This window comes from Agarivorans albus, assembly GCF_019670105.1.
GTDB classification, from domain to species: Bacteria; Pseudomonadota; Gammaproteobacteria; order Enterobacterales; family Celerinatantimonadaceae; genus Agarivorans; species Agarivorans albus.
This window is the reverse complement of sequence record NZ_AP023032.1, coordinates 4704439-4731149: the sequence shown is the minus strand read 5'-3', so window position 1 is coordinate 4731149 and position 26711 is coordinate 4704439. Positions and strand designations below refer to the sequence as shown.

The 26711-nt window shown below is 44.9% G+C and carries 29 protein-coding genes; 17 read left to right on the top strand and 12 right to left on the bottom strand.

All coding sequences use genetic code 11. From position 1 onward, the window contains the following. The first annotated feature begins 20 nt into the window (after window positions 1-20). Window positions 21-455, top strand: coding sequence for an HIT domain-containing protein (locus K5620_RS21405; RefSeq protein ID WP_016400218.1), 435 nt, complete (start codon window positions 21-23; stop codon window positions 453-455). 38 nt (window positions 456-493) lie between these two features. Further along, window positions 494-751 carry a hypothetical protein gene (locus K5620_RS21400; protein WP_016400217.1) on the top strand — a complete coding sequence of 86 codons (258 nt, stop codon included), beginning with the start codon at window positions 494-496 and terminating at the stop codon, window positions 749-751. 16 nt (window positions 752-767) lie between these two features. Here the strand turns inward: K5620_RS21400 and K5620_RS21395 are convergent, their stop codons facing one another. The 5 genes from K5620_RS21395 to gmk form a co-directional block, all read right to left on the bottom strand. After that, entirely contained in the window at window positions 768-2387 is a 1620-nt protein-coding gene (locus tag K5620_RS21395; RefSeq protein WP_040306757.1) for a methyl-accepting chemotaxis protein, read from the bottom strand. A 122-nt stretch (window positions 2388-2509) separates the two neighbouring features. Beyond that, window positions 2510-3223, bottom strand: coding sequence for a tRNA (guanosine(18)-2'-O)-methyltransferase TrmH (trmH, locus tag K5620_RS21390; protein WP_016400215.1), 714 nt, complete (start codon window positions 3221-3223; stop codon window positions 2510-2512). Window positions 3224-3233: 10 nt separating this feature from the next. After that, a complete protein-coding gene (gene spoT, locus K5620_RS21385; protein WP_016400214.1) occupies window positions 3234-5348 on the bottom strand; it encodes a bifunctional GTP diphosphokinase/guanosine-3',5'-bis pyrophosphate 3'-pyrophosphohydrolase in 2115 nt (704 codons plus the stop codon). 105 nt (window positions 5349-5453) lie between these two features. Continuing rightward, window positions 5454-5729 carry a DNA-directed RNA polymerase subunit omega gene (gene rpoZ / locus K5620_RS21380; RefSeq protein WP_016400213.1) on the bottom strand — a complete coding sequence of 92 codons (276 nt, stop codon included), beginning with the start codon at window positions 5727-5729 and terminating at the stop codon, window positions 5454-5456. Window positions 5730-5802: 73 nt separating this feature from the next. Beyond that, window positions 5803-6429 carry a guanylate kinase gene (gmk, locus tag K5620_RS21375; protein WP_016400212.1) on the bottom strand — a complete coding sequence of 209 codons (627 nt, stop codon included), beginning with the start codon at window positions 6427-6429 and terminating at the stop codon, window positions 5803-5805. Window positions 6430-6683: 254 nt separating this feature from the next. Between gmk and ppk2 the strand changes: the two genes are divergently transcribed. After that, window positions 6684-7463 (top strand): polyphosphate kinase 2, encoded by a 780-nt coding sequence (ppk2, locus tag K5620_RS21370; RefSeq protein ID WP_016400211.1) that lies wholly within the window; start codon window positions 6684-6686, stop codon window positions 7461-7463. A gap of 59 nt (window positions 7464-7522) precedes the next feature. Then, on the top strand, window positions 7523-8179 hold the full coding sequence (ung, locus tag K5620_RS21365) for a uracil-DNA glycosylase (protein WP_016400210.1): 657 nt from the start codon (window positions 7523-7525) through the stop codon (window positions 8177-8179). Here ung and K5620_RS21360 read toward each other — a convergent pair. Beyond that, window positions 8176-9477 carry a GGDEF domain-containing protein gene (locus K5620_RS21360; protein WP_016400209.1) on the bottom strand — a complete coding sequence of 434 codons (1302 nt, stop codon included), beginning with the start codon at window positions 9475-9477 and terminating at the stop codon, window positions 8176-8178. The two genes, ung and K5620_RS21360, sit on opposite strands and share 4 nt — an antisense overlap. A gap of 185 nt (window positions 9478-9662) precedes the next feature. On the opposite strand from K5620_RS21360, the gene K5620_RS21355 reads away from it, so the two are divergent. Continuing rightward, window positions 9663-9950, top strand: coding sequence for a peptidylprolyl isomerase (locus K5620_RS21355; RefSeq protein WP_016400208.1), 288 nt, complete (start codon window positions 9663-9665; stop codon window positions 9948-9950). A 30-nt stretch (window positions 9951-9980) separates the two neighbouring features. On the opposite strand, the gene K5620_RS21350 is transcribed toward K5620_RS21355, so the two are convergent. From K5620_RS21350 to K5620_RS21335, 4 genes are all read right to left on the bottom strand, one after another. After that, the gene (locus K5620_RS21350) at window positions 9981-10475 is read right to left on the bottom strand and encodes an LEA/WHy family protein (protein ID WP_016400207.1); all 495 of its coding nucleotides are present in this window, start codon (window positions 10473-10475) and stop codon (window positions 9981-9983) included. Between the two features lie 271 nt (window positions 10476-10746). Next, a complete protein-coding gene (locus tag K5620_RS21345) occupies window positions 10747-11217 on the bottom strand; it encodes an NfeD family protein (protein WP_016400205.1) in 471 nt (156 codons plus the stop codon). Between the two features lie 4 nt (window positions 11218-11221). Continuing rightward, window positions 11222-12157 carry an SPFH domain-containing protein gene (locus K5620_RS21340; protein WP_016400204.1) on the bottom strand — a complete coding sequence of 312 codons (936 nt, stop codon included), beginning with the start codon at window positions 12155-12157 and terminating at the stop codon, window positions 11222-11224. A gap of 192 nt (window positions 12158-12349) precedes the next feature. After that, window positions 12350-13288, bottom strand: a complete 939-nt coding sequence (locus K5620_RS21335) for a LysR family transcriptional regulator (RefSeq protein WP_016400203.1) — start codon at window positions 13286-13288, stop codon at window positions 12350-12352. 146 nt (window positions 13289-13434) lie between these two features. Between K5620_RS21335 and K5620_RS21330 the strand changes: the two genes are divergently transcribed. The 5 genes from K5620_RS21330 (at window position 13435) to K5620_RS21310 (ending at window position 17358) form a co-directional block, all read left to right on the top strand. Further along, the gene (locus K5620_RS21330; RefSeq protein WP_016400202.1) at window positions 13435-13818 is read left to right on the top strand and encodes a DoxX family protein; all 384 of its coding nucleotides are present in this window, start codon (window positions 13435-13437) and stop codon (window positions 13816-13818) included. An 8-nt stretch (window positions 13819-13826) separates the two neighbouring features. After that, window positions 13827-14666: a pirin family protein gene (locus tag K5620_RS21325; protein ID WP_016400201.1), complete on the top strand. Its 840-nt coding sequence runs from the start codon at window positions 13827-13829 to the stop codon at window positions 14664-14666. A 10-nt stretch (window positions 14667-14676) separates the two neighbouring features. Then, window positions 14677-15648 (top strand): glutathione S-transferase family protein, encoded by a 972-nt coding sequence (locus K5620_RS21320; protein WP_016400200.1) that lies wholly within the window; start codon window positions 14677-14679, stop codon window positions 15646-15648. Window positions 15649-15719: 71 nt separating this feature from the next. Further along, window positions 15720-16724 (top strand): ABC transporter substrate-binding protein, encoded by a 1005-nt coding sequence (locus K5620_RS21315; RefSeq protein ID WP_016400199.1) that lies wholly within the window; start codon window positions 15720-15722, stop codon window positions 16722-16724. Window positions 16725-16860: 136 nt separating this feature from the next. Beyond that, entirely contained in the window at window positions 16861-17358 is a 498-nt protein-coding gene (locus tag K5620_RS21310; protein ID WP_016400198.1) for a YehS family protein, read from the top strand. Window positions 17359-17416: 58 nt separating this feature from the next. On the opposite strand, the gene K5620_RS21305 is transcribed toward K5620_RS21310, so the two are convergent. Together K5620_RS21305 and K5620_RS21300 are read right to left on the bottom strand one after the other, a co-directional pair. Then, window positions 17417-17611 carry a hypothetical protein gene (locus K5620_RS21305; RefSeq protein WP_016400197.1) on the bottom strand — a complete coding sequence of 65 codons (195 nt, stop codon included), beginning with the start codon at window positions 17609-17611 and terminating at the stop codon, window positions 17417-17419. Window positions 17612-17741: 130 nt separating this feature from the next. Then, entirely contained in the window at window positions 17742-19100 is a 1359-nt protein-coding gene (locus K5620_RS21300; protein ID WP_016400196.1) for an MFS transporter, read from the bottom strand. 359 nt (window positions 19101-19459) lie between these two features. Between K5620_RS21300 and K5620_RS21295 the strand changes: the two genes are divergently transcribed. The 7 genes from K5620_RS21295 to K5620_RS21265 all read left to right on the top strand — a co-directional run bounded on the left by K5620_RS21295 (window position 19460) and on the right by K5620_RS21265 (window position 26579). Further along, window positions 19460-20503 carry a DUF2804 domain-containing protein gene (locus K5620_RS21295; RefSeq protein ID WP_016400195.1) on the top strand — a complete coding sequence of 348 codons (1044 nt, stop codon included), beginning with the start codon at window positions 19460-19462 and terminating at the stop codon, window positions 20501-20503. A gap of 17 nt (window positions 20504-20520) precedes the next feature. Continuing rightward, window positions 20521-21381 carry a sterol desaturase family protein gene (locus tag K5620_RS21290; protein ID WP_016400194.1) on the top strand — a complete coding sequence of 287 codons (861 nt, stop codon included), beginning with the start codon at window positions 20521-20523 and terminating at the stop codon, window positions 21379-21381. Window positions 21382-21458: 77 nt separating this feature from the next. Further along, complete coding sequence (locus K5620_RS21285; RefSeq protein ID WP_016400193.1) at window positions 21459-22223, top strand: DeoR/GlpR family DNA-binding transcription regulator; 765 nt, start codon at window positions 21459-21461, stop codon at window positions 22221-22223. A 22-nt stretch (window positions 22224-22245) separates the two neighbouring features. Then, entirely contained in the window at window positions 22246-24078 is a 1833-nt protein-coding gene (glmS, locus tag K5620_RS21280) for a glutamine--fructose-6-phosphate transaminase (isomerizing) (RefSeq protein WP_016400192.1), read from the top strand. A gap of 149 nt (window positions 24079-24227) precedes the next feature. Further along, window positions 24228-24503 carry a putative quinol monooxygenase gene (locus tag K5620_RS21275; RefSeq protein ID WP_016400191.1) on the top strand — a complete coding sequence of 92 codons (276 nt, stop codon included), beginning with the start codon at window positions 24228-24230 and terminating at the stop codon, window positions 24501-24503. 296 nt (window positions 24504-24799) lie between these two features. Further along, window positions 24800-25621: a GNAT family N-acetyltransferase gene (locus K5620_RS21270; RefSeq protein WP_016400190.1), complete on the top strand. Its 822-nt coding sequence runs from the start codon at window positions 24800-24802 to the stop codon at window positions 25619-25621. 97 nt (window positions 25622-25718) lie between these two features. Next, window positions 25719-26579, top strand: coding sequence for a helix-turn-helix domain-containing protein (locus tag K5620_RS21265; protein WP_016400189.1), 861 nt, complete (start codon window positions 25719-25721; stop codon window positions 26577-26579). Window positions 26580-26711: the final 132 nt, after the last annotated feature.

The window sequence follows — 26711 nt, the reverse complement described above, 5'->3', positions numbered from 1 at the left end:
AGGCCGCAAGGGAGAATAAAATGAGCGAATTTAAGTTACATCCTCAACTAGAAAAGGATGGCATTTGGCTGGGTGATTTTGAGTTATCGCGGGTTCTGTTGATTAACGACAGCCAGTTTCCTTGGTTAGTACTGGTGCCAATGCAAAATGATATTGGTGATATATATCAATTAGATAGTTGCCAACAAGCGCAGTTTTGGCGAGAATCTAAGCGCTTAAGTGAAGCGGTAATGGCCCTTTATAAAGGTGATAAACTAAACTTGGCGGCCATTGGTAATATGGTGCCGCAGCTGCATGTGCATCATATTGTGCGTTTTCACAACGATGCTTTGTGGCCACAGCCTATATGGGGCAAGCTTCCTGCCAAACCTTATAGTGAGCAACAAAAACAACAACAAATAGCTCAGTTACAACAGGCTTTACAGCCACACTTTCAAGTTGTTGCTGAGTATTAAAACGGTAATTTAGTCGCAAATTTACAGTAGGAAAAACTATGGACGGTTTTTGGAAGTGGTTATTTATCATCGTGATGGTGATGCTAACCGTAAGGTGTGAAACTAACAGCTCACTCTACGAGGCCGAAGAAAACGGTATTCGATTTGAAGCGCCGCGCTTTTTAGTTACGCCAATTATTTGGTTTGATAAGCAGGTGGGTGAGTCGCCTGAATGGGGCTACAACTCACCGTTTGCCGATGATTATGAGTTTAAGTTTGCTAAAGCCAGAGAAGAAGAGGCCATTCCCGAGGAATAGCCTGCTTAAGCTGGTTCTAGTTGAAGCGGAGGTTTTTGAGGTGAATACTCAAGGCCTCTGCTACGCCAGATAGGTGGCTATGTACTTGTTTACCTTGCTCTGCTGCACCTGCGTTAGCTTCGCTACCATCACGTAGAGTGAGTACATTTTGGTTAATTTCGTCACTCGCTAAACGTTGCTGCTCGGTGGCCACTGCGGTTTGTTGATTACGCTGTTCTAAATTGCCCACCATATTTTCAATTTTTTCAATTTGTAGAATATTTTGTTGAGCTTGCTCAGCCTGCTGCGCCAAACCTTCGGTAGTAGTAACAATTTCGGTTTCTACAGTGAGCGATACTTGCTGTAGTTGCGCAATGGTTTGCATGATCTCTTCAGTAGATTGTTGAGTTCGTGAAGCTAAGTTACGCACTTCATCTGCGACCACAGCAAACCCTCGACCTTGCTCGCCGGCTCGGGCGGCCTCAATGGCTGCGTTTAAGGCCAATAAGTTGGTCTGTTCAGAAATTGCGTTAATCACATCAATCACCGAGCCAATGTTTTGGCTACAATCTCGTAGTTCTGCAACCGCAGGTTTCGCCGAGGCCATTTGCTCCGACAGTGCGCTTAAGCTTTTAACGGTGTTTAGCTGTTGCTTTAAGCTCGTACCTGCTAGCTCTAGGGCTTGCTTAGAGGCTTCGGCCGTCTCTGCACTGTTGTTGGCTACTTCTTCTACCGTGCAGTTCATTTCAGTCATCGCTGAGGCTATTTGGTCTATTTCCGAGAACTGTCTTTGGGTGTTGCTGTGAGTAGTATAGGTGGCCGATGCCAGGTCTTTGTTAGCATCTAATAGGCTATCACTCGAGTGTTTTACATCTTGCAGTAAACCTTGTGTTTGCAGCCGTAGGCTTTCAAGCTGCTGGCCAATATTAGAGAATTCATTGCGCCCACTCACCTTAATAGCTTGTTGGTAGTTACCTTTGGCTAGGCCTTTAATGGCACTATCTAACTCTTGCATTTGACCGGCCAAGCTGCGGCTAACTAGCCATGCCACTAAACCAAATAAGCCAAAGGCTAATGCTAAACGCAGCAAGGTGTAGAAATAGATACTATTAAGCTGGGTGTCTATTTGGTCAATATAAACGCCAGTTCCAATTATCCAATTCCAGCCCTTAACTTGTTTAACGTAAGACAGCTTGGCGTGCATGACTTGGGTTTGCGGGTGTAAAAAGTGGTATTGCACCGCGCCTTCGCCCTGTTGTTTTACGGTATCGCGCATGGCTTGCCAATGGGCTAAGCCTTTAGCATCGCGCACTTGAGTCATGTCTTTACCGATGCTGGTGGGGCGAATTGGGTGCATAAGTAATTTAAGATCTAAATCGTTTACCCAAAAGTACTCGTTACCTTGATAGCGTAGCTCGGCTAAGGCGGCTAAAGCCAGTTGTTGGGCTTGTTCGCGACCAAGATGTTGCTCTTGTTGTTGGTAGTGATTGACCAAGCTGGTAGCTAGGTCTAAGTTGCTAGCTAATTGGGTTTGGTAACCTTGGTAAAGCGTTTCTTTAATTTGCTGGGTATTGTTCCATGCTTGGATGGAAACCACTATTAATACCAATAGTGAGCTTAATAAGAAGAGCTGTGGAATTCGGATTTTGTTGAACATAGTTTTACTTCTGTAATGGAATAAAACTATGTTCAGTTAATATTGAGGTTTTGGGTTTAATTAAGATCAATAATCATTCCGGAAAAAACTCAAAATTAAAGCAATTACTCTAATTTTATCATTTATTCCTGATCTAGCTTATCCCAGGCTTCTTTGTTCATTTGCATTTTAGCCCACCATTCATCGTCGGCTATGATTTGGCCTTCTTCATCAATGTGGGGAATAGGCAAACCTTTGCGTTTACAAGCTTTAGCAAAAATAGGGTGGCCGCCTTCAAACATGATGCGATTTTGCTCGGTTTTATCAACCATGCTGGGCGCTTGATACATGCCGGCTATTTCTCGTTGGCGTTGTGCTTCATATAAGATTAATGCGCTAGCCACTGAAACGTTGAGTGATTGCACCATGCCCACCATGGGAATAATAATGTCTTGGTCGGCGAGAGAAAGCGCTTTATCAGAAATGCCATACTTCTCTTGCCCCATTAAGATGGCGGTAGGTTTGGTGTAGTCTATTTCACGAAAATCCACCGCGCTATCAGACAAGTTGGTGGCTAGAATTTGCATTCCGCTGGTGCGTAATGCTGCTACTGCATCTTCAATATTTTCGTGATTATGTACTTTTACCCAGTTTTGGCTGCCAGTAGCAGTACCACGACGGATCTCATCTTGATAGTTTTCCCACACTGCATGCACGTGGTCTACACCCACGGCATCGCAGGTACGCACAATGGCCGACAAGTTATGTGGTTTGTGCACGTTTTCCATGCACACGGTGAGGTCGGTTTGGCGAGCATCTAACATTGCACGAATGCGTTGATAGCGTTCTGGAGTCATGGTTTTCTCGTTATTTATTTCTTAATCGAACAACACGTAATACTTCTGGCATTACGCGAATTTTTCGCATGATATCGGCAAGATGAATACGGCTATGGGTGGTTACCAATAAGTCTACGGTGTAAACCCGGCCTTCTTTTTCTTCGGTAACAATATTCACGATGTTAGCGCCAGTTGAGGCAACCACACTGGTTAGGCTAGCAAGTATGCCTTGGTGGTTAACCATATCAATGCGCATTTCGGTTTTGTATTCAGCTTCTTCGGCGGCATCTTTAGACCAATCAACATTAATGTAGCGATCGGGTTCTTTTTGGTAGCCGCTAATATTTTTACAGGCTTCCATGTGCACCACTAAGCCTTTACCTTGGCTAATGTGGGCAACCACAGGGTCACCCGGTATTGGGCGACAACAGTTAGCGTAAGTAAGTAATAAGCCTTCGGCGCCTTGAATGGCAATCTTACCTTTGCCTTCAACATTGCTTAGTTCATCGGTATTACCTAATAGGCGGCGTGCCACCACAATGCTCATGGCATTGCCTAAGCCAATTTCGGCTAACAAGTCGTTGAGTGACTCGGCTTTTAAGTCTTTAAGAACTTGCTCTAAAGATTCGGGATTAATCTCGTCTAACTTAACGCTGCCCAAAGCATGATTAAGCAAGCGGCGGCCAAGGTTAACTGATTCTTCACGGCGCTGGTTTTTAAGTAGCTGGCGAATCTTTCCGCGTGCTTTACCGGTCACCACAAAGTTTAACCAAGCGGCATTAGGGCGAGCCCCCGGCGCAGTAATAATCTCTACGGTTTTACCATTGCTAAGTGCTTTACTCAGCGGGAAGGGGTGGCGGTTTACGCGCGCGCCTACACAGGCGTGGCCTACATCGGTATGCACCGCGTAGGCGAAATCAACTGGAGTAGCACCAGCTGGGAGTTCAATGATTTTACCCTCTGGGGTAAACACATAAATTTCGTCGGGGAATAGATCGGTTTTTACGTTTTCGATAAATTCGAAAGAAGAGCCAGCGCTTTGCTGTAGCTCTAACAAACTTTGCATCCAGCGCTGAGCGCGAATTTGCGCGGTGGTGCCTGGGCTTTCACCGGCTTGTTTGTAAGACCAATGTGCTGCTACACCCTTGTCGGCCATTTGGTCCATATGCTCGGTACGAATTTGCACTTCCACAGGAACGCCATGAGGACCAACTAAGGAAGTATGTAAGCTCTGGTATCCATTTGCTTTAGGAATGGCTACATAGTCTTTAAATCGGCCAGGACGAGGCTTGTATAGGCTATGGCTTAAACCTAATACTCGATAACAGGTATCGAGGCTGTCTACGATGATGCGAAAGGCGTAAATATCCATTACTTCATGGAATTGCAGCTCTTTATTCACCATTTTTTTGTAGATGCTATAGAGATTCTTTTCACGACCCGTTACCGAAGCTTGAATGCCCGCTTCTTCTATGCGGCCTTGCAACTCTTGATGAATACCGTTGATTAACTCTTTGCGGTTACCACGGGCATTTTTTACCGACTCTTTAAGTACTCGATAACGCATTGGGTATAGGGCTTCAAAGCCAAGCTCTTCCAATTCGTTTTTAATGCTGTGAATACCCAAGCGGTTGGCAATTGGTGCGTAAATCTCCAAGGTTTCGCGGGCAATGCGGCGGCGCTTATCTGGGCGCAACGAACCTAGCGTGCGCATATTGTGGGTGCGGTCGGCCAGTTTAATAAGGATAACGCGGATGTCTTGCACCATCGCCATCATCATTTTGCGAAAATTTTCTACCTGGGCTTCTTTTTTGTCGCGAAACTTAATTTTATCTAGCTTGCTCACGCCTTCAACTAAGTCGGCGATTTCGGTGCCAAACTGTTCTTGAAGTTGTTCGTAAGTAACCGGAGTGTCTTCAATGGTATCGTGTAATACAGCGGCTACTAGAGTTTGATTATCTAGCTTGAGCTCGGCAAGAATGCGAGCAACAGCCAGTGGGTGAGTAATATATGGCTCACCGCTAGAGCGGAATTGTCCTTCATGGGCATCTTTACCCAAAATATAAGCATCACGTAATAGGTTTACGTGTTCTTCACTTAGGTAGCTAGAGGCGACTTCACGCAGGCTTTCGAATAAATACAAACATTACCTCATCAGCGGAGGAGCGCAGAAATAGATATGATTGAATTATGGGAGTTTTACCGTGCAGAGTAAACCCAGCACGGTAATTTTATAGACGGGGACGAATTAGATGCGCTTATCGGCGATAGCGGCAACGGCTGCCAATTCGGCTGCCTCACGTTCCTGACGTTCTTGACGGTCTTGAGCATCCATTGTTTCGGTGGTGATCAAGCCTTCTTCAATTTCACGCAAAGCGATAACGGTTGGTTTATCGTTATCTTCTTCAACTAGAGGGTCTTTGCCTTCTACTGCGATCTGACGCGCGCGACGTGCGGCGATAAGGACAAGATCAAAGCGGTTGCCGACTTGTTCTACTGCATCTTCTACTGTTACTCGTGCCATGCACAGCTCCGTTGACTAAAAATGACGCAAGATCCTAGCCGATCTTATGAAGATTTACTAGGACTTAGCGAGATTATTTCGATAAAAGTTCATCTAACAAGTCGCGATGTTTTGCAGCTTGCTGACGGGTTTGTAATCTTTGCCCAGTAATAATGGCAGTAAGCTCACTTAAGGCTTCGTCAAAATTACTGTTAATGATTAGGTAATCGTACTCATTATAATGAGACATTTCACTTTCTGCTTCGTCCATGCGTTTCTTAATAACGTCCGGGCTATCTTGGCCACGCATGTGCAAACGGTTTTCTAATTCTTCGCGACTTGGCGGCAAAATAAATACCGATACCGCTTCTGGCATCATCTGTTTTACTTGGCGAGCACCTTGCCAATCAATATCCAAAAATACATCAATGCCTTCGGCAAGGGTTTTTTCGATGGTGTAGCGAGAGGTGCCGTAAAAGTTGCCAAATACTTCGGCGTATTCAAAAAAGGCTTGTTCGCTAATGAGTTTTTTAAAGTCATCATGGCTAACAAAGTGATAGTGATTACCATCAATTTCACCGGGGCGCGCTGCACGAGTGGTATGGGAAACCGATACTTGAGCTGGATATGCACGATGGCGTGAAAGGTACGCATTGATCATGCTTGATTTGCCAGCGCCGCTGGGCGCAGAGACGATGTATAAAGTGCCGGTGATTGCCATGTTGAATTCTAAGCGAATGTATAAAGGCGCCTAAGGTTACCATTTTGTGGCTTTTTTTAAAGAGTCAGCGCTTGGAATTTATCTCTGTAGTTTAGTTAATCTTGTTGTTTTTGCTCAACTTTGCAATTCAAGCCTGCAGTTTCATGGCAACAATCGTTTTTATTGCTACATTTAACTTATTGTATTGATTCATTTTTGTTTTTATTCAACCGGTTGCTTAGTCGTGGTTATCAACATTAAAGGTGAGTTCGTTTATGGCGGGTAAAATTGATAAAAAGACCTATGAAAAACGCTTAGAAGAATTGCAAACAGAGCTAGTTAAACTGCAGCAATGGGTGGTAGCAAAAGGTCTTAAAGTGGTGGTGATATTTGAGGGGCGTGACGCTGCAGGTAAAGGCGGCGTGATTAAACGGATTGCCGAAAAGCTAAACCCTCGGGTTTGCCGCATTGCCGCGCTGCCAGCACCCAATGAGCGAGAGAAAACTCAGTGGTACTTTCAGCGGTATGTGGCGCATTTGCCCGCTGCTGGAGAAATAGTTCTGTTTGACCGCTCTTGGTATAACCGGGCGGGTGTGGAAAAGGTGATGGGTTTTTGTAGTGATGAGCAGCATCAGGATTTTTTACGCGCTTGTCCTGAGTTTGAAAAAATGTTGATCCGCTCTGGCACTATTCTGATTAAATATTGGTTTTCGGTGTCTGACGAAGAGCAGGAAAAGCGCTTTTTAGAACGCATTAATAACCCTCTCAAGCGCTGGAAGTTTAGCCCAATGGATTTAGAGTCACGCTCACGTTGGGTGGCTTATTCACAAGCCAAAGACGAAATGTTTGCTTACACCGATACCAAGCATTCGCCATGGTGGGTGGTTAATTCCGACAATAAAAAAGCGGCGCGGCTTAACTGCATTAGCCACTTTTTATCGCAGATCGATTATCAAGATCTTGAGCATGAAAAAATCATTTTGCCGGACATTGATAAGAAAGATTATGTGCGCGTGCCGATTAACGAACAAAGTTTTGTGCCCGAGCAATATTAGCCCCTAGAACTTTATCGCTATAATAGCGGGCTACTAAGTCCGCTATTAGGTTTGATATTGTGACAAATTGGCAAAGTCTGTTTGCTGAGCAACAGCAGCTTGAATATTACCCTCGTTTAATCGGCAAGGTGGCTGAGCAGCGCGCTGCTAAGGTGATTTACCCACCAGACGCTGAGGTATTTAGCGCCTTCGACAGTTGCCCGATGGATCAGCTTAAAGTGGTGATTCTTGGTCAAGACCCATACCACGGTGAGGGCCAAGCCCACGGTTTAAGTTTTAGTGTGCCAGAAGGCGTTAAAATTCCACCATCGCTGCGCAATATCTACAAAGAACTTGCCACCGACATCGACGGCTTTGTGATTCCAGAGCATGGCAATTTAAGTGCCTGGGCCAAGCAAGGTGTGTTGTTACTAAATACGGTGCTTACCGTTGAGCAAGCAAAAGCTCATTCACATGCAAAATATGGCTGGGAAACCTTTACCGAGGCTGTCATTAGTCACATTAGCCAGCATTGTGATGGAGTGGTGTTCTTGTTGTGGGGTGCCCATGCGCAAAAGAAAGGCCAAGTGATTGATGTTAACAAACACCATTTGTTAAGTTCGGTACACCCCTCGCCTTTATCTGCCCATCGCGGCTTTTTTGGCTGCCGCCATTTTTCTAAAACTAACCAGCTGCTAGAACAGCAAGGAAAAGCCGCTATTGATTGGCAGCTTTAACTGGCGAGTTGGGTGCGATTGCGGCCTTTATCTTTGGCTAAATAAAGGGCGCTGTCGGCACGATTAAAGGCAACGTTAAAGGCTTCATCTTTATCGACTAGGGTTAAGCCTATGCTCATGCTCAACTTAATATGTTGTTGCTTGCCCTCAAACGACAGCAAGAAATCTTGTTGGTGGATCAGTTTGCGCAAGCGCTCGGCAAAGTTATAAGCATCTATTTCATGCTGCTGTTCAGAAAGTAAAACAAACTCTTCACCGCCCCAGCGAGCAAATAAATCTTGGCTGCGAATCACCGAGCTTAATTGGCGAGCAAAAAAGCGCAGCACGGCATCACCGTTGTTGTGGCCATAACTATCGTTAATATGTTTAAAGTGGTCGATATCAAAAACGAATAAGTAGTAGTTATTGTTGCTTATTGGTTTCTCTTCTAGAGCGTCTAATAGACCTCGGCGGTTAAGTACGCCGGTAAGTTGGTCGTTACTGGCGGTGTGTTTGAGTTCGTCTACATCTTTCTCAAGTGTATGAATAGACTGGGTTAAGTTCTTTTTCTGATGCAACACATAGCGAACCAACTCGGCAGTAAAATAAACAAGCCACACGGCAATGATAGTGGCATATAAGCTTTCGTTGCTGATCCACTTCCCTTCAGCTTCAACCTTATTCACGGTGATGGTGTATTCGCCATCGGACGAGGTGGAAGGAATATCAAAGGATATTTCTTTAACTTTAGAGAAGTCTAAAGTGAAGTCATCGCGTGATTGGTAATAACGATTTAGCCACCACGCGGGAATAGAGAATTGGTTAAATTGAGCTTTTGCTTCTTGCTCCGCCAGTTCGTGTTTCTCAAAGTAGGTGAACATAAATTTTGCATCAGACAGATCGTGGCCGCTGGTTGCTTCGGTGCTGCGCATAAAGAAACGTAGTTCGCTAGAAGGTCCTTCGAAATCTGCGTCCACCACTAATTGTTTGTAGTCACTTAAATCTATGTTTTCTAAGGAAGCGTATTTGTCTGATGTACCCGCGTCAGTTGGCTTGTGGAACTTGATGCTTATTCCGCAATACTTTGCCGGTAAATGGCTGCTTTCTAGGTTACAGACAAACTTTTGGTTGCTGGTTAGCCAATACGCACTAGAGTTGCCGCCCTGTCCTTTATCGGAGTACAAATCCACCAGCATGTTTCCACTGGGGTAGAGCTGAAGGCGCTTGGCAGGTATCCATTGGGCAGCCACAAGCACTAGCACGGTAAGGGCTAAAAGAAAATTGCGCAGCCAAGTCCAAGAAGACGAATATCGTTCCATTTATACCTGTGAAAGGTGAGTAAATACTTTTGTTTCTTGCTAAAAATATAGCCTGCTTGGAGACAAATAAATGTGAGCTATTTGGGCATCTTTACTTTTGTCTTATGTTTTTTTGCTAATTTTAGGCTCGGGCTTTGGTTGATTTGCTGTTCAGTGTATAACAAGCAAAAATTCAAGAGGCAGCAATGGCAAAAGCACAAGCGCGAGCTCAACACATTATTGTGAGTTCAGAAAAAAAGGCATTAGAAATACTAGAAAAGTTAAACAAAGGCTCTAGCTTTGAGGCGATGGCGTTACGTTTTTCGTCATGCCCTTCTGCTAAGCAAGGTGGCGATTTAGGCGAGTTTGCTAAAGGTGATATGGTGAAAAGCTTTGATAAAGCGGTGTTCTCTGGCCCCTTAAATGAAGTAATAGGGCCAGTTAAAACACAGTTTGGTTTTCACTTAATTAAAGTGAATGAGCGCTGGAGCTAAAACCTTGCAACAGCCCTTTCAGCGCTTACTTTATAGTGCCTGAACACTTGAGCTTATTTGCTGGCCAAGATCTTCTAACTTAAATGTGCCCTTCTCGGTAAGGTTTACCGCTGGCCACAAGCTTCCTATGTCCAGTTTTACATCTACCTGATAATCTAGCTCAGGGCTTTTTAAGGCGACAAACGAGCTTAACAGGCGGAAGGTAGCAATTAAGTTGGCTTGGGCTGGCAAGGTAAAGTTGGCCTCGCCATAACCGGGCACTTCGGGTAAATCGCTGGTGGCTCCAGTGACGATTTCGTGGCCGTTGAGTGACAAGGTATATACCGCCCCAGCTAGGCTGAGCGCTTGTTTATTGGGGTTAACCACCCGTAAATTAATATCGAAGCTCGGTGTCATGCTGTCACCTGCTGTAGGCACTACCGATACCAAGTTTACTTTAGGTGGGTCGTTAGGAACCATGCTGCTACAGGCGATAAGCCATAAACTGGCAGACAGAATAAAGGTTTTAATAAGTGCTTGGCGCATGATGAGAAACCTAAGAGAAAGAAACTACAGCTAGTTAAGCACAATCTGTTTGGCTTTGCATTGTTATACCAATCGTACCAAGTAACTGCTCATTTTATCTGGTTAAAATACTCGATAACCGCGTTGGGATTTTTGATTGTAGAATAAGTGCTTATCGAAAAACTCTGCCTTTTTCTCGAGTATTTTTGCTGCGTTATTTCTGATCACTTAGTGTGGTTAGTATTAGAAAAATCAACAAGCCAGCAGAACGCTGGCTTGTGAAACGAATACTCTAAGTATTGCTTGGTTCTACGGCTTCCACCCAAAAGGTGCCTACTTCAGCGCGAATCACTTCTACTTCGCTACCTGCAGCAATGGTTTGCTCACTTTTTAAGGTCCAGCTAATGCCAGAGTGCTTATAGCTGCTTAAACCACGTTTATCGATGTCTTGTTCGCAAAAAAAACGGTGTCCATCAAAGTCGCTGCTTACTTGTTTGTTATCAGCACTATTTTGTAGCTTACGCATCGGCTTCCACAACACGCCGGCCAGTAAGCTGCTCATTACGGCGTTGGCTAGCAGAATACTATTCCAGGTTTCTGGGAGTACATTTAACCAAACCAATGAGCCAGTAATGACTAAGGACAAGCCAATAAAAAACAAGATGAAGGTGGCAAAACCGATGATCACCACTTCAATGGCAAGCAAGATGATGCCGGAGGCAATCATTAACTGAGGAATGTGGTTAGCAAACAGTTCTGCCATAGGGCTAGCCTCTATTTAGGGTATTTAAAATGGTGGTGGCTTGAGCAACTAAAGAGCCTGCTTCAGTGCTGCTGTCGGGTAACAATACCACACTCGATTCTTTGGCAATGGCGTGTTTAGCTTCAATTGCTTTAGTCGCAAGATCTAACTGAACCGCTTTTTGGCCTTCTGGTGTAGCGGCTGATTGACCAACCGTGGTTAAGGCTTGAGCTTGCGCATCGGCAACCGCAATAATCGCTTCTGCCTCACCCTCTGCGCTTAGTACTTGCTCACGCTTTTCTGCTTCTGCTTGTAATACACGGGCTTGTTTTTCACCTTCAGCAATGTTGATTGCGGCAGCTTTTTCACCCTCAGACTCTAGGATTTTAGCGCGACGTTCACGTTCGGCGCGCATTTGCGATTCCATCGAATCCATAATTGAAGCCGGCGGAGTAATATCTTTAATTTCATAACGCAGCACTGCAACCCCCCAAGAGGCAGAGGCTTCGTTAATTTGAGTAACAATTTTGGCGTTTAGTGCATCACGCTCTTCAAAGGTTTTATCGAGCTCAATTTTACCAATCTCAGAACGCATAGTGGTTTGCGCTAATTGAGTTACCGCAAATACATAATCTTCTACGCCGTAAGTGGCTTTGTATGGGTCAAGTACTCGAAAGTACAACACGCCATCTACCGACAAAGAAATGTTGTCTTTGGTGATAGCCGCTTGGCTTGGTACGTCAAAGGCTTGTTCTTTTAAAGAACGGCGCGCCGATACTTGATCAATCATAGGAATTAGGAAATTTAAGCCCGCTTCTTTAGTTGATTGGTATTTACCAAAGCGTTCAATAACCCAAGCCTCATTTTGTGGTACAAACTTGATGGAAGATTTAAGTACAAATAGCGCAAAAATTAGCAGCGCAACTTGCACGGTGAGAAGATAATCAAAAATCATAGGCATAATACTTTCCTTACCAGTTAAAAACGAAGTTGTATCGCGAGTATACCGTTACGCTGCGAAGCTTATATGTCACCCATATCTATTTGTTGGGGACGTTTTATTTAGCAGCAAGGTAATCATAAAAAGCCTTGAGAATACAGCGCTTTTTGACAGATAAGTGATTACCGTTGGGTCGGCTTACAGAAAACCTTATTAATCTGCTTTAGCCCTATTTAAATGCTGGCTTAAGGCTTGATCCCAATACGGGTTTAAGCCAAAACGTTGGGCTAAAAAATCTATCATTACTCGGCTACGGTGTGGCAAATAGCGGGTGTTGGGGTAAACCGCCCAAGCGTGCAAAGCGGGTAATTTATACTCGGGCAGCACTATTTCTAGCTCTCCTTTTGCGATGGCTTGCCAAGCAATAAAACTCGGAGTGTGGGCAATGCCGTGCCCGGCAATGGCTAAGTCTTGTAAAAAATCACCATTGTTGGCGCTAATATGCGGTTGATAAGCCACTTGATGAACTTGCCCCTTATTATCACTTAATTGCCAACTGGCAGCGCCGCGTAAGCTGTAATGCAGCACTTGGTGTTGGCTTAGTTGTTCAGGCTTGGTGGGACGGCCATGTTTGGCAAGGTAGGCCGGAGAGGCCACTAAGGCAAAATTGATAGGGGTGATTTTTTTTGCTTTTAGGCTGGAGTCTTTTAGCTCGGCAATGCGCAGTGCTAAATCGATGCCTTCGGCCACTAAATCATGTTGGCTGTCAGCCAAGCTTACCTTAAGTTTTAGTTGAGGATGCTGCTGCATAAATGCATCAAAAGCGCTGCTTAAATGAGCCTGACCAAAGGATAAGGGCACTGCAATATGTAAGCTGCCAGTTAAGGTTTGCTCTTGGCAGCTAGCGTCTTGGTTTAGCTGATCTACCTCGTCAATAATGCCTAGACTTCGTTGATAAAACTGTTGGCCAGCGTCGCTTAAACTGAGGCGACGCGTGGTGCGCTGCATTAGGCTGCTGCCTAGGCGTTTTTCTAAGGCACTTAAACGCCGGCTCACCACCGATTTAGCTACTCCTAACTGTTCTGCTGCACGGCTAATGCTGCCTGCCTCGACCACCCGCACAAAAATCTGCATTTCTTCGAGCTGTCCCATCGCCATATTCCATGTTCGTCAGTGATTATTGTTGCCATTATAGGAACAATTATTTGCTAAGCGCACGGTTTATCGTTCTTAGTAACAACATTAATCTGTTGTTAAGCAAATGGCCTTGAGCCAAAAAACACATGGAGAACATGATAATGAATTTACTACAACAACTAAGCCAGCCTACAGCACGGGTATTTTTAGCGTTGATTTTTATTCTTTCTGGTTACGGAAAAATTGCAGCTTACGCTGGCACCCAAGGTTATATGGAAGCCATGGGAGTACCGGGTGCATTGTTACCTTTGGTTATTGCCTTAGAGCTGCTAGGGGGCTTGGCAATATTACTAGGCTGGAAAACTCGCCCAGTGGCGTTTTTGCTAGCAGGCTTTAGTTTGCTGTCGGGTTTGTTGTTTCACTTTAACCCTGGCGATCAAATGCAAATGATAATGCTGATGAAAAACATCGCCATAGCTGGTGGGTTCTTATTATTGGTTGCCCATGGTGGCGGCGCATATTCACTCGATAAACGCAGTGCATAGGAGCAAACATGACTAGCTTAAAACAGTTACAACAAGTGGTGGCTGGCCAAGCCACCAGCGATGGAGCAGGAGTCAAGCTCACCCGTATGTTAGGCAATAGTCAGCTGCGTCATCTAGACCCATTCTTGATGTTAGATTGCTTTGAGTCAGACAAACCGGATGATTATTTAGCGGGTTTTCCAGAGCATCCGCATCGTGGTTTTCAAACGGTTACTTATATTCTTAATGGTCGGATGCGCCATAAAGACAATGCTGGCCACGAAAGCGTAATTGAAGCGGGCGGCGTGCAATGGATGAATGCTGGGCGCGGTGTGATTCACTCAGAAATGCCCGAGCAACAAGATGGCCTACTGAAAGGTTTTCAACTGTGGGTGAACTTAGCTGCAGAGCACAAAATGTCGGCGCCAGATTATCAAGAGCTGAGCGCCGAGCAAATACCACTGAGCCAAGATGAGCAAGGCAACGTAATAAGAGTAGTTGCCGGAGAGCTGGCTAACGGAACAGTTGGCGCGGTGCAAACTAGCCACACTGCAGCTAGCTTTTTAGATATTAGTTTGGTGGCAGGGGCAAAGGTTAATCTAGATTTACCTTCTCATCATCAAGGTTTTGTTTACGTGATTGAGGGGGAAGTAACGGTTGCCGATAACCCGCAGGCTATTACTGCTTATCACTTGGGCGTGCTTAGTGAAGGTGAACAACTGTTGTTACAAAGCCAGCATGCTAGCCGCGTATTAGTTGTAACGGGAGAGCCCCTTAACGAGCCGATTGCTTGGGGTGGCCCCTTTGTTATGAATACTCGAGAGCAAGTATTACAAGCATTTGACGATTTTCAGAATAATAAATTTTAGGAGCGCAACCGTGGGATTATTAGTTGATGGAAAATGGCAAGACAAGTGGTACGACACTAAACAAAGCAAAGGCCGTTTTGTGCGTAGCGAATCGCAGTTTCGTAATTGGGTAACTGCCGACGGTAGCGCCGGACCAAGCGGTAAAGCCGGGTTTAAAGCTGAATCTGGGCGCTATCACCTGTATGTTTCCCATGCTTGCCCTTGGGCCAACCGCACCATGATATTTCGCAAGCTTAAAGGCTTGGAAGAGATGATTGATTACTCAGTAGTGCATTGGTTTATGGGCGAACACGGTTGGACATTCGCGCCTGGCGAAGGTGTGGTTGCCGATCCGATTAACAGCGCCGAGCTGTTACATCAAGTGTATACCGCTGCTGATGCTAACTACTCTGGTCGAGTGACGGTGCCCATTTTATGGGACAAGCAACAGCAGACTATAGTGTCTAACGAGTCTGCCGACATCATCCGTATGTTTAACTCAGCCTTTGATGATCTTGGGGCCAAGCAAGGTGACTACTACCCAGAAGCGCTACGCGAAGAGATTGATGCTCTTAATCAGCGTATTTACGACACCGTTAACAATGGCGTGTATAAAGCAGGCTTTGCAACTAGCCAAGAAGCCTACGAAGAAGCCGTATTCCCCTTGTTTGAGAGCTTAGATTTTTTAGAGCAAACTTTGTCAAACAATCGCTATTTATTGGGTGAACAACTCACCGAGGCAGATTGGCGCTTATTCACCACCTTGATTCGTTTTGATGCAGTGTATGTGGGGCATTTTAAGTGCAACTTAAAGAGAATAATTGATTACCCAAACATTGATGGCTACATGCGCGAGCTTTATCAAATTGAAGGGGTTGCAGATACCATTCATTTTGACCATATCAAGCGGCACTACTATGAAAGCCACAGTACGATTAACCCCACTGGAGTGGTTCCTGTTGGTCCTATCTTACAATTAGATAAGCCTCATAATCGTGGCTAAGTTGAGCAAGATCTAGTGAATAGTCAGTGCCTTAAATGGGCATTGACTATACTTAGCCAAAGCGTTTACGAATGAGACAGTTGGTGAGCATTTTAGGTCGATTTTTCTGTGTTTTTTTGTTGCTGCTAGCGCCCGCTGGGGCACTCGCCAAGCAAAAGATTTTGGTGATAGAAAGTTATCACCAAGAATACGCATGGGATAAAAGTTACATAGAAGGCTTAGAGTCGGTACTTGGCGAACACTATCAACTCACTTACTTTCAAATGGATACTAAGCGGCTTCCGGTTACCCGTCACCGCAGTCGTGGCGAGTTAGCTTGGCAACGCTACTTAGATGTAAAACCCGATCTAGTTATTTTAGGTGACGATAATGCGCTAAAGTACCTCGGTTCGCGGTTTGCCAAAACCTTGGTGCCGGTGGTGTATTTAGGCATTAATAATAATCCTCGCCGTTATCACGTTCATCAGCGGCACAATATTACCGGTGTTTTAGAGCGACCCTTAATCAAGCGTTCAATTTCTAGTATTAAACCGTTATTTCCGAATGGCTTAAATCGCATGCTTATTCTGTTTGATGACGGCACCACCGCTAAAACGGTACTGCAGGAGATGTTTGGCGGCGATACGCAATTGCGAGTGTCTGGAGTTGATGTAGAGTTGCGATTAATTAGCCGTTGGGACACATGGCAGCAAGCGGTTATTACTGCAAAAGATGAAGGCTTTGATGCAATAGCCTTTGGCCTTTATCACACCTTGAGAGACGAGCGAAACAAATATGTAGATGCAAATGAAGTATTGAAGTGGTCGTCGCAGCATACACCGCTGCCTCCTTTCGGCTTTTGGGATTTTGCCGTGGGCAAAGATAAAACCATTGGCGGCTTAGTACTGTTTGGTTACGAGCAAGGACGCATTGCCGGCGAGTTGGCCCATACAATATTAACGACCGATGTAGAGCCGCACACCCTTGGGCCTAAAACCGCTGAAAAAGGCCGGTATTTGTTTAGCCGCAGCGAGTTAGAGCGCCATCAAATGAGCTTACCGAGAAAAATGGCCAATAAAGCCAACTTTGTAGAGTAGCTCGCTTTAACCATACCCTTTGACTACGCTCAATAAATAAGCGGCTGGAGCGCTATCTACTTGCCGCCGGATAGCGTAGAATCCTGCTGGTTTTTCAGCCTGTTGGCTGTAGGTTTACTTTATTTGGGATCTATCCATGACTAATAACGATATTCTTCGTCGTCTTCGCTACTGTTTTAATTTTAACGATAACAAGATGATTGCCATTTTTGCGCAAGCTGAGTTAACAGTGAGCCGCGCAGAAGTGAGTGATTGGTTGAAAAAAGATGATGACGCCGCTTATCGCAATTTGAATGATAAAACCCTAGCGATTTTTCTTAATGGCTTAATTAACGAAAAACGCGGTAAGCGCGAAGGCCCGCAACCCGAGCCAGAAAAGCGCCTTAATAATAATCTCATTTTGATGAAGCTAAAGATTGCTTTAAACCTGAAAGCAGAAGATATGCTAGAGGTACTAGGGCTAACCGGTTTTCAGCTAAGCAAACATGAATTAAGTGCTTTTTTCCGCAAACCCGATCATAAGCATTACCGCCTGTGTAAAGATCAAATCATGCGTAACTTCTTACACGGTATGCAGCTTAAATACCGCGCTAATCCAGACGAAGCCCCTGATTTTGAGTGGGACGAAGAGTAGTCTTCAGATAAATAAAAAAGCCGAGCTTAGCTCGGCTTTTTTGTGAGTAAATATTGGCTTAGTAGTATGTATCGCTTTCGCTATGAAACTGCTCATCATCGGGAAATAGGTCGTGGTAGGCGCGGGTATGCAAGTTGCCGGTATGTTGGTCGCGAAGCAATGCGACATTGTTTCTTTCATCTAAGGTGTCTATTAGGGCTTCACCGTTGTCGTAAATACAACGCATGCCTACTTTGAAAATATGCTGGCTCATGGTGCTGACTCCTTGTTCAAAGGTTCAGCTTATATAACGTTGCCATAAGACGTTTCGATCGACCTATTGGTGATTTTTGCAAATAAAAAGGGCGAGCCTTGGCTCACCCTTTTTGGCATAGACAGTTTGTTTATGCGGTTTGTGCTTGGTTTAGCTCGGCGTCTTGATTGGCTAATTGTGGGTCGTCTCGGTCGGTTACGGTTAAGGTAACCAAAGCCGCTACTACCATAGATGCACCACCTAATACCAAGGCCATCATTGAGTCGCCACCAAAGAATTCGCGGGTGAAGTAACCTAAGATACCGGCCGCCAAAATTTGTGGAATAACAATGAAGAAGTTAAACACGCCCATAAAAAAGCCCATTTTTTTGCTAGGTAAAGAACCCGCTAAAATGGCGTAAGGCATACATAAAATACTCGCCCAGGCAAAACCAATACCTACCATGTTAAGCATTAACATTTTTGGATCGTTAATAAAGTACATGCCGGCTAAGCTTACGCCGCCCAAGGTTAAACATAGGGCGTGCACTACTTTGCGGCTGCTGCGTGCAGCTAACCAAGGTAGCGCAAAGGCAGCCAAAGCACTAACACCGTTATACATGGCAAAACATAAGCCTACCCAGTCTGCACCTTCGTTATAAAGGGCTGAAGAGGTATCGGTGGCGCCGTAAACGCTGCTAGTTACCGCCGAGGTGGTGTAGATCCACATGGCAAATAGAGCAAACCATGAGAAGAACTGCACAACGGCTAGTTGGCGCATGGTTGTAGGCATTTTCTTCACATCAGCCCAAACTTCAGCAAAACCTTCGCGCGTTTCTTGGTCTTGTTCTGGCTCTGCGCCTTCAAAGCGCTCCATTTCTTCTGGGCTGTATTCTTTGGTTTTGAGAACGGTCCATAAAACAGCGCCAAAAAATACCACGGCACCAGCATAAAATGAGATTTTAACCGATGGCGGAATAACCCCTTCTGGGGCAGTGTTGGCAATGCCGAACCAGTTAGCTAGTACATACGGCATGGCAGAAGCAATTACTGAACCCACACCAATAAAGAAGGTTTGCACCGCAAAGCCTTGAGTACGCTGTTCTGAAGGAAGGTTATCAGCAACTAAAGCGCGAAACGGTTCCATTGAAACGTTAATCGAGGCATCTAGTATCCACAACATGCCTGCTGCCATCCAAAGATAAGGCGAGTTAGGCATAATGATTAATGCGAGAGAAGACATGATCGCGCCAGCTAAAAAGTAGGGGCGACGACGACCTAAACCATTCCATGTTCTATCACTCATATAACCGATAATCGGTTGAATAAGTAATCCTGTTACTGGCGCAGCTAGCCACAAAATTGGGATTTGATCGATGCTAGCGCCTAGGGTTTCAAAGATTCGACTTACGTTGGCATTTTGTAAACCAAAGCCAAATTGAATACCTAGGAAACCGAAACTCATGTTCCAGATTTGCCAAAAGTGTAATTTTGGTTTGTTTGTATTCATGGACTTACCTGATGGTGAGAAGGGTTTTTATCTGGTCTAACCAGATGGTTTGAAAGTTGCCGAGATTGTGAATACAAAAGGTGATTTAATCCACAAAAATTAAGTGATCTGCATCACGTTAATGGTTGAAAGTGTTTTCAAAATCACATTTTTAGGTGTTTTTAGCTAGCTTTTATTGGTTTTTCGAATCGATATTCTGAGTTTGGGCTTCTGCTTAGAGGCTTATCACGACATTTTCTCGGTATCAGCTGTTTTCTTGCAAGCTGGCTCACAAAGCAATCACTCCATTTTAGAATATTTACTCAAACTCTGCTTAGCTAATAAATGTTAATAAAATGTAACCGTTAAAGGTTTGGTAAATGCAAAACTCCCAACAACTTATTTCAGCTCCTAGTAGCTTAATCGCGGCGAATGGAGAACTTAGCTTTGGTCACTTTAACGGTCCGGTTAGCCAGTTGGGTTTGGCAAATTTTGTATATACCAATGTGATGGACAAACCTGCGTCGCTTTGGGCAAAGCATTTTCATTACAAGCAGTTTCAGTTTGTGAGCATTAATTGCGATGAATACATTTTGGGCTTTGCCTTGGCAGATATTCGCTATCTAGGCAGTGGCTTTTGTTACGTGTTTCATATCCCTAGCCAAACCTTGCAAGAGCACACCTGGCTTAAGCCTTGTGGCATGGGTTACGGCACCCAGCCAAGTCCGGTAAATAGTTTGGCTTATCTAAAAGGCAAACATTCACTACAGATTCAAATAGTTGAAGGGCAATGGCACATCCGAGCCAACACACCGTTTTTAGAAGCCGAGTTAACAATAACTCCAGCCAATCAGCAACAATGCATGGCCATGTGCGGCCCTACTGGCTATTCCGGTTGGACTTATACCCAAAAGCAAAATGCTTTGCCGGTGGCTGGCCATTTGTTGGTAAACGGTAAAACACAGAATTTGGCGACAGCCTTAGGCGCTTATGATTTCTCGGCGGGCTATATGCGCCGAGAAACCTCTTGGCGCTGGGCAAGTTTTTCTACTCGTTTAAATCAGACCTGCATTGGCTTAAACCTCGCCGCAGGGGTAAACGAAACCGGCTGTAATGAAAATGCCTTATGGATTGATGGAGAGAAGCATTTGCTTGGCCCGGTGCATTTTAGCTTTAAACGCAGCCTAGCAAGTGAAACTAGCAAGCCACATCAGCCTTGGCACATTTACTCAGCCGACGGTCGAGTAAATCTTAGGTTTACTCCCTTAAATTGCCGCCAAGAACGTTTAAACCTGTGGTTGCTTAAGAGCAACTTTCGGCAATATATGGGGCATTTTAGCGGCACACTAGTATGCCAACATGGCCAAACACACCAACTACAAGACGTATTAGGCTTAACCGAAGATCACTTTGCTCGTTGGTAGCGATATAAGGAAAGTAAATGGATTTTGCTATGTTAATCGCTCATCCCGAATACTTGTTAATGGCTTTAGCACCGCTGTTTTTATTGTGTATGGGGCTAGAGTGGTATTGGGGAAATGTGCGCCAAAAACTACCTCGTTCTGCTCAGTATCAGCCTATAGAGCTGTTGTGTAATCTGGTGTTAGCGGGCATGCATCAGCTCAGTGATATTTTAATGGGTTTGCTAGTGAGCCAAATTTACTTAAGCCTGTTTGGCTGGCGGCTGTTCGATATAAATATGACAGCGCTAAGTTTTGTTGGCTTATTTATCGCTCAAGATTTTTGTTATTACTGGTTTCACCGCGCTAGCCATCGAGTACGTTGGATGTGGGCGGCTCATGTGGTTCACCATAGTTCCGAGAATATGAATTTTAGCACCGCCTTTCGCCAAAGCTTAATGTACCCACTAGCGGGAATGTGGCTATTTTGGTTACCGCTGGTAATTATTGGGTTTGCGCCGCATTGGGTGGTGTTTATTGTACTGCTTAACTTGGGTTTGCAGTTTTTTGTACATACTCAAGCAGTTAAGAAGTTGGGCCCTTTGGAGTGGATATTTAACACTCCATCTCATCACCGCGTACACCATGGGCGCAACCCGCAATATATTGATAAAAACTATGCGGGAGTACTAATTATCTGGGACAGGCTGTTTGGCAGTTTTGAACCAGAACTTGAAACCGTTGACTACGGCATTACACAGCCAGTGAACAGTTTTAACCCCATCGTAGTTACTTTTAGCGAGTGGCGCTGCATGTTTATCCAAGCCAGTGCGCCGGGCTTAAGCATCGCTCAACGCTGGCGTTTATTGTTTGCGCCACCGGCCAAACAAAGCAAAGAGTAATTTTTTAACAACTCGGCTTGATCTTAAGTTTCGCTTAACTATAATAAGTTTCGATTCGAAACTTAGCTAATGGCATTATGATCAAACGAAACACTCAGCAGCGCCGTCGCCTTATCTTAGATCGCCTCGCCGACCTCGGCGAAGTGAAGGTTGATGAACTTGCTCACGCTTTTGAAACCTCAGAAGTTACGATTCGAAAGGATTTAGCTAGTCTAGAAGCTAACGGCTTGTTACTAAGACGTTATGGCGGTGCAGTGCCTATTCCTAAAGAATTGATAAACGAACCGCACGACGAGCAAGTATCCAAGCAAAAACAGGCGATTGCCCAGTCTGCTGCAGACTTAATTCGTGATCATAATAGAATAATTATCGATAGTGGCAGCACTACCGCTGCGCTACTGCCAGAGCTTTCAGAAAAAGAAGGTTTGGTGGTAATGACGAATTCTTTGAGCATTGCTGGCGCCTTACGAGAATTAGAAAACGAGCCGACACTTTTGATGACCGGTGGCACCTGGGACACTCATTCAGAAGCGTTTCAGGGCCAAGTGGCCGAGCAAGTATTACGTGCTTACGACTTCGACCAATTGTTTATTGGCGCAGATGGCATCGATGTAGCGCGAGGATCGACTACCTTTAATGAATTAGTCGGTTTAAGCCAAGTAATGGCCGAGGTCGCCCGCGAAGTCGTGGTACTGGCCGAGTCCAATAAAATTGGCAGAAAAATTCATAACCTAGAGTTGGCATGGTCGAAGATCTCAACTTTAGTAACAGACAATCAGCTAGAGCCTAGCGTGGCTGAGCAAATCCGTGCTCAGGGCGTTAATGTGGTAATAGCCCAATAACTTTATCGACAAGGAAATAACTATGTGTGGAATTGTAGGAGCGGTAGCTCAGCGTGATGTAGCAGATATTTTGGTTGAGGGACTACGCCGCCTAGAATACCGTGGTTACGACTCATCGGGTGTAGCAACCATCACTGCCGATGGCGAATTAAGCCGAGTGCGCCGTTTAGGTAAAGTACAAGAACTCGCCGACGCCTTAGAAGGCAACCCTGTACTTGGCGGCACCGGTATTGCGCATACCCGTTGGGCCACCCACGGCGAGCCTAGTGAGCGTAACGCTCACCCACATGTTTCATGTGAAACCATTGCTGTTGTGCACAATGGTATCATCGAAAATCACGCCGAACTTCGTGAGCAGCTTATTGCCAAAGGCTACACCTTTGCCTCTGATACCGACACCGAAGTGATTGTTCACTTGGTTGAACACAAGATTAAACATCACCAAAGTTTGGTAGAAGCGGTGCAATCGGCAGTGGCCGAGTTAGAAGGTGCCTACGGCATGGTGATTGCCGATAAACGCGACCCAAGCCGTTTAGTGGTAGCACGCTCTGGCAGCCCACTGGTTATTGGTTATGGTGTTGGCGAAAACTTCATTGCGTCTGACCAATTAGCATTACTACCGGTAACTCGCCGTTTTGCCTTCTTAGAAGAAGGTGACGTAGCCGAAGTTACTCGCCAAGGCGTAAGTATTTTTGATGAGAATGGCGAGCCGGTAGAGCGCGAAATTAGTGAGTCTACTGCATCACATGATGCCGGTGACAAAGGCCAATATCGCCACTACATGTTAAAAGAAACTTACGAGCAACCAATTGCGATTCAACGTACTTTAGAAGGTCGCTTACAAGCCGGCAAAGTGCTAGACAGTGCTTTTGGTCCTAAAGCCGCTGAGATTCTACCTACCATTGAGCATGTGCAAATTATTGCTTGTGGTACTTCTTACAACTCAGGCATGGTAGCGCGCTACTGGTTTGAAGAATTGGCCGGTATTCCATGTAACGTAGAGATTGCCTCAGAGTTTCGTTACCGCAGGTCATTTACGCCTAAAAACAGCTTGCTGGTTACCCTTTCGCAAAGTGGTGAAACGGCCGATACGCTGGCAGCATTGCGCTTAGCTAAAGAACAAGGCTACACCTCAAGCTTAACCATTTGTAATGTTGATGGTTCATCTTTAGTGCGTGAATCAGACATGGCTTACTTGATGAAAGCCGGCACCGAAATTGGCGTTGCTTCAACTAAAGCTTTCACGGTTCAGCTTGCTGGTTTATTAATGCTGGTTGCGGCGATTGGTCGTAATAAAGATGTATCAGCAGACTTGGAAGCGCGCATTGTGGGTGCACTACAATCGCTACCTGCCAAAATTGAACAAGCTTTGACGCTAGACGGCGCTATTGAAGAGCTAGCCGAAGATTTTGCCGATAAGCACCACAGCTTATTCCTTGGTCGCGGTACTCAATACCCAATTGCCATGGAAGGTGCGCTTAAGCTGAAAGAGATTTCTTACATTCACGCCGAAGCTTACGCTGCGGGGGAGTTAAAGCATGGCCCACTCGCGCTAATTGATGCAGAAATGCCAATTATTGTGGTTGCACCTAACAACGAGCTGTTAGAAAAGCTTAAATCAAACGTAGAAGAAGTACGTGCTCGTGGCGGTATCTTGTATGTATTTGCTGATAAAGACGCTAAGTTTGAAAGCGACGAAACCATGCGCGTGATTAATGTTCCACATGTCGATGAGCTAATTGCGCCTATTGTGTACACCTTGCCAATGCAGTTGTTGTCTTACCACGTAGCCCTGATTAAAGGCACCGACGTAGACCAGCCTAGAAACTTAGCTAAATCGGTAACGGTTGAGTAAAGCTACTTAAACTAAGCTTAAAAAAGCCCCGCTATGTTAATGCTAGCAGGGCTTTTTTGTATGCGGTGAACAATCAAGTTTGAGCGTTTCGAGCGAGTTAGCGTGGTTGTCATTAACGTGAGTAGTGGTTGTTGCGTAATAAGGAATTTATGCCAAAAGTAACATTGAAAGGCTTCATCATCGTTCCTGAATCGGAGCTTGACATCGTTAAAAGTGAGTTGGTTAATCACAAGCGCCTTAGCTTGGAAGAGCCTGGTTGTATTAGGTTTGATGTTACTGAAAGCTTGGAAAATCCACTTCGCTTTGATGTTTACGAAGAGTTTCGAGATAAGTCTGCATTTGAGTACCATCAAGCCAGAGTGAAAGCATCTCACTGGGGAAAGATGACAGTAAATGTTGAGCGGCATTATCAGGTGTTAGAGTAAACACATAACCAAGCATTTAGGAGCGAACCTGCAACACGGGCTGGTTTCGCTTCGTTCACGGTTTGAATAAAGGAGGTCAGAGTTATTTTAATTAGCAGCAAGCTGCTCTGGCTTATGATCCGTTCCTTTTCCAATGTCCATTCGTGCCTAAGGTAGGTAACTGGCCATGAAACTGTCGTTTTTTTTCAATCTTAACTCTGCCGTAATGACTAATATTTGTGGCATCCGAAAGCGAGACATTTCTTAGGAAATGGATTACGGCTTTCATGTATATCAGCAGACGTTAGGCAAAAACGATGTTAGAAATTAAACCAGTTGAAAACCAACAACAACTTAGCAAACTAAAGCAAGATTATTTTGCTCAATCAACGGCTCCGCTCGATGGTATGTGGCACTTTGGCTTTGCGCCTATGGCTGCTCATTTTGGGTTTTATGAGCATGAGGCATTAGTAGGCTACTGTTGCATTAATGGCGAAGGCTATATGCTGCAGTTCTATTTAGCGCCAAACGCTAACAGCGATGCTAAAGAACTATTTACCTTAATTGCAGAGCAAAATAGTGCAGTAATTGGTGAAGTAAAAGGCGCATTTGTGAGTACTGCAGAGCCTCAATACTTGTCGCTTTGCTTTGACAACTCGTCGGCATTTACCGTGAATGCGCTGATGTATCAGCAAGTACAGCGAGGCTCCAGGAGTAATCAGAGCGCGCTTAAGCTCACATTGGCGCAGCCAGAGCAACTTGATCAGTTTGTTGAATTTGCAGCAAGCAATATAGGTGCACCAGAGCAGTGGTTGAGCGGATACTTTGGCAATCTAATCAAGCGTAATGAGCTGTTTGGTTACTGGCTTGAAGGCGAGTTACTGGCAACGGGTGAGTGTCGTTTGTTTGATGAATACCAAACTGATTACGCTGACCTAGGTATGATTGTTGCTCAATCTCAGCGTGGAAAAGGTATTGCTACCCAAGTACTTAGCAGCTTGGTTACGCTTGCTAATGAGCGCGGTTTAAGCCCTATGTGCTCCACCGAACGTGTTAATACTGGGGCACAAAAAGCAATTAAACGGGCAGGCTTAACACCGCTAAACCGTATTATTCAAATTGAGTTTGACCAACAGTAAACCAACAAACCCTTGCAGGTAGTTAGTAAGGGTATTTGTGATGTGTGGCTACCAAGCTTATATTGTGGTGAGTCCCTTAAAATAGGCGGAGAGCGGCATGATTCATTGGTTACAGCCACCACAGTCGTTAATTGTTGCTAAATATGTTGAATGCTATTGGTTAATCGAAAAAACGCCAGACTCTACTGCTTACCAGTATCCTAAACTGAATCCAGATCCTTCGGCGCATTTAATCATTTCCCCGCCGAGCCAAACGTATCATTACGATCTAAACCCAGGTATCGCTGTGGGTGAAGGCAGTCATTGCTTGTATCCACACCAACAAACCTTGGCGTTAGATCACTCAAAACCCTTTGTTCACCTTGGAGTAAAGTTTCATGTTGGTGCGCTATATAGTGTGCCTCATTTCACTGCTCATCCGTTGGCACTTGATAAGGTAGAGCCTGTTAAAGGTTCAAGTTTATTCAAACTGCTAGGTTTAGATGAGAACGCATTGATTGCATTGGCGCGAGATAATGCAGAACGGTGCGGTAAACACTTAGATTCTCTGCTTGTGTCATGGTTAGCAGAGGGCAATGAGGATCAGCACAGTAAAATTACCCGTAAAGCCCTGCAATATCTGGACAAAAGCGCAATTTCAGATCTAGGTGAGCAACTTTACTGCTCGCAGCGAACCTTGGAGAGAAGTTTTCAGCGGGTAACCGGGCTAACGCTTAAACAATGCCAATCGATGAATCGCTTGGAGGCGATGTTGGAGTATGTATACCAGCGTGAATCAGCAGAGCTAGATTGGGTAGATATCGCGTTTAGGTTTGGCTTTAGCGATCAGCCTCATTTGATTCGACATCTCAAAAAGCAGTTAGGCTTTACGCCAAAAAACTATGAAAAAGAGCGTGGCTTAACCATTGATGTTTATGGTGGGGTGAGTTCTGCTGCTAGTTCTGAACAAAAGGAATAAATAATAAGGATCTGAGTTACTTTACATCGTTTGGTGAGGGAGCCAATTTCGCTTTATCTCAAGCTGCGTTTCCTTAGCCAAGTTTAATGGCTTGCAACACCTGCTTATTAACCCCCTGGCTTTACCTAAACT

Excerpts from the sequence above, each read along its gene's own strand:
- K5620_RS21310 (WP_016400198.1), top strand. The coding sequence starts at position 16,861 with ATGACTAATAACGATATTCTTCGTCGTCTTCGCTACTGTTTTAATTTT.
- K5620_RS21285 (WP_016400193.1), top strand. The coding sequence starts at position 21,459 with ATGATCAAACGAAACACTCAGCAGCGCCGTCGCCTTATCTTAGATCGC.
- K5620_RS21395 (WP_040306757.1), bottom strand. The coding sequence starts at position 2,387 with ATGTTCAACAAAATCCGAATTCCACAGCTCTTCTTATTAAGCTCACTA.
- K5620_RS21305 (WP_016400197.1), bottom strand. The coding sequence starts at position 17,611 with ATGAGCCAGCATATTTTCAAAGTAGGCATGCGTTGTATTTACGACAAC.
- K5620_RS21345 (WP_016400205.1), bottom strand. The coding sequence starts at position 11,217 with ATGGCAGAACTGTTTGCTAACCACATTCCTCAGTTAATGATTGCCTCC.
- K5620_RS21360 (WP_016400209.1), bottom strand. The coding sequence starts at position 9,477 with ATGGAACGATATTCGTCTTCTTGGACTTGGCTGCGCAATTTTCTTTTA.
- K5620_RS21405 (WP_016400218.1), top strand. The coding sequence starts at position 21 with ATGAGCGAATTTAAGTTACATCCTCAACTAGAAAAGGATGGCATTTGG.
- K5620_RS21270 (WP_016400190.1), top strand. The coding sequence starts at position 24,800 with ATGTTAGAAATTAAACCAGTTGAAAACCAACAACAACTTAGCAAACTA.
- gmk (WP_016400212.1), bottom strand. The coding sequence starts at position 6,429 with ATGGCAATCACCGGCACTTTATACATCGTCTCTGCGCCCAGCGGCGCT.
- trmH (WP_016400215.1), bottom strand. The coding sequence starts at position 3,223 with ATGACTCCAGAACGCTATCAACGCATTCGTGCAATGTTAGATGCTCGC.
- K5620_RS21300 (WP_016400196.1), bottom strand. The coding sequence starts at position 19,100 with ATGAATACAAACAAACCAAAATTACACTTTTGGCAAATCTGGAACATG.
- rpoZ (WP_016400213.1), bottom strand. The coding sequence starts at position 5,729 with ATGGCACGAGTAACAGTAGAAGATGCAGTAGAACAAGTCGGCAACCGC.
- K5620_RS21325 (WP_016400201.1), top strand. The coding sequence starts at position 13,827 with ATGACTAGCTTAAAACAGTTACAACAAGTGGTGGCTGGCCAAGCCACC.
- K5620_RS21400 (WP_016400217.1), top strand. The coding sequence starts at position 494 with ATGGACGGTTTTTGGAAGTGGTTATTTATCATCGTGATGGTGATGCTA.
- K5620_RS21290 (WP_016400194.1), top strand. The coding sequence starts at position 20,521 with ATGGATTTTGCTATGTTAATCGCTCATCCCGAATACTTGTTAATGGCT.
- K5620_RS21315 (WP_016400199.1), top strand. The coding sequence starts at position 15,720 with ATGAGACAGTTGGTGAGCATTTTAGGTCGATTTTTCTGTGTTTTTTTG.
- ppk2 (WP_016400211.1), top strand. The coding sequence starts at position 6,684 with ATGGCGGGTAAAATTGATAAAAAGACCTATGAAAAACGCTTAGAAGAA.
- K5620_RS21335 (WP_016400203.1), bottom strand. The coding sequence starts at position 13,288 with ATGGGACAGCTCGAAGAAATGCAGATTTTTGTGCGGGTGGTCGAGGCA.
- K5620_RS21265 (WP_016400189.1), top strand. The coding sequence starts at position 25,719 with ATGATTCATTGGTTACAGCCACCACAGTCGTTAATTGTTGCTAAATAT.
- K5620_RS21330 (WP_016400202.1), top strand. The coding sequence starts at position 13,435 with ATGAATTTACTACAACAACTAAGCCAGCCTACAGCACGGGTATTTTTA.
- K5620_RS21355 (WP_016400208.1), top strand. The coding sequence starts at position 9,663 with ATGGCAAAAGCACAAGCGCGAGCTCAACACATTATTGTGAGTTCAGAA.
- glmS (WP_016400192.1), top strand. The coding sequence starts at position 22,246 with ATGTGTGGAATTGTAGGAGCGGTAGCTCAGCGTGATGTAGCAGATATT.
- K5620_RS21295 (WP_016400195.1), top strand. The coding sequence starts at position 19,460 with ATGCAAAACTCCCAACAACTTATTTCAGCTCCTAGTAGCTTAATCGCG.
- K5620_RS21340 (WP_016400204.1), bottom strand. The coding sequence starts at position 12,157 with ATGCCTATGATTTTTGATTATCTTCTCACCGTGCAAGTTGCGCTGCTA.
- K5620_RS21275 (WP_016400191.1), top strand. The coding sequence starts at position 24,228 with ATGCCAAAAGTAACATTGAAAGGCTTCATCATCGTTCCTGAATCGGAG.
- K5620_RS21350 (WP_016400207.1), bottom strand. The coding sequence starts at position 10,475 with ATGCGCCAAGCACTTATTAAAACCTTTATTCTGTCTGCCAGTTTATGG.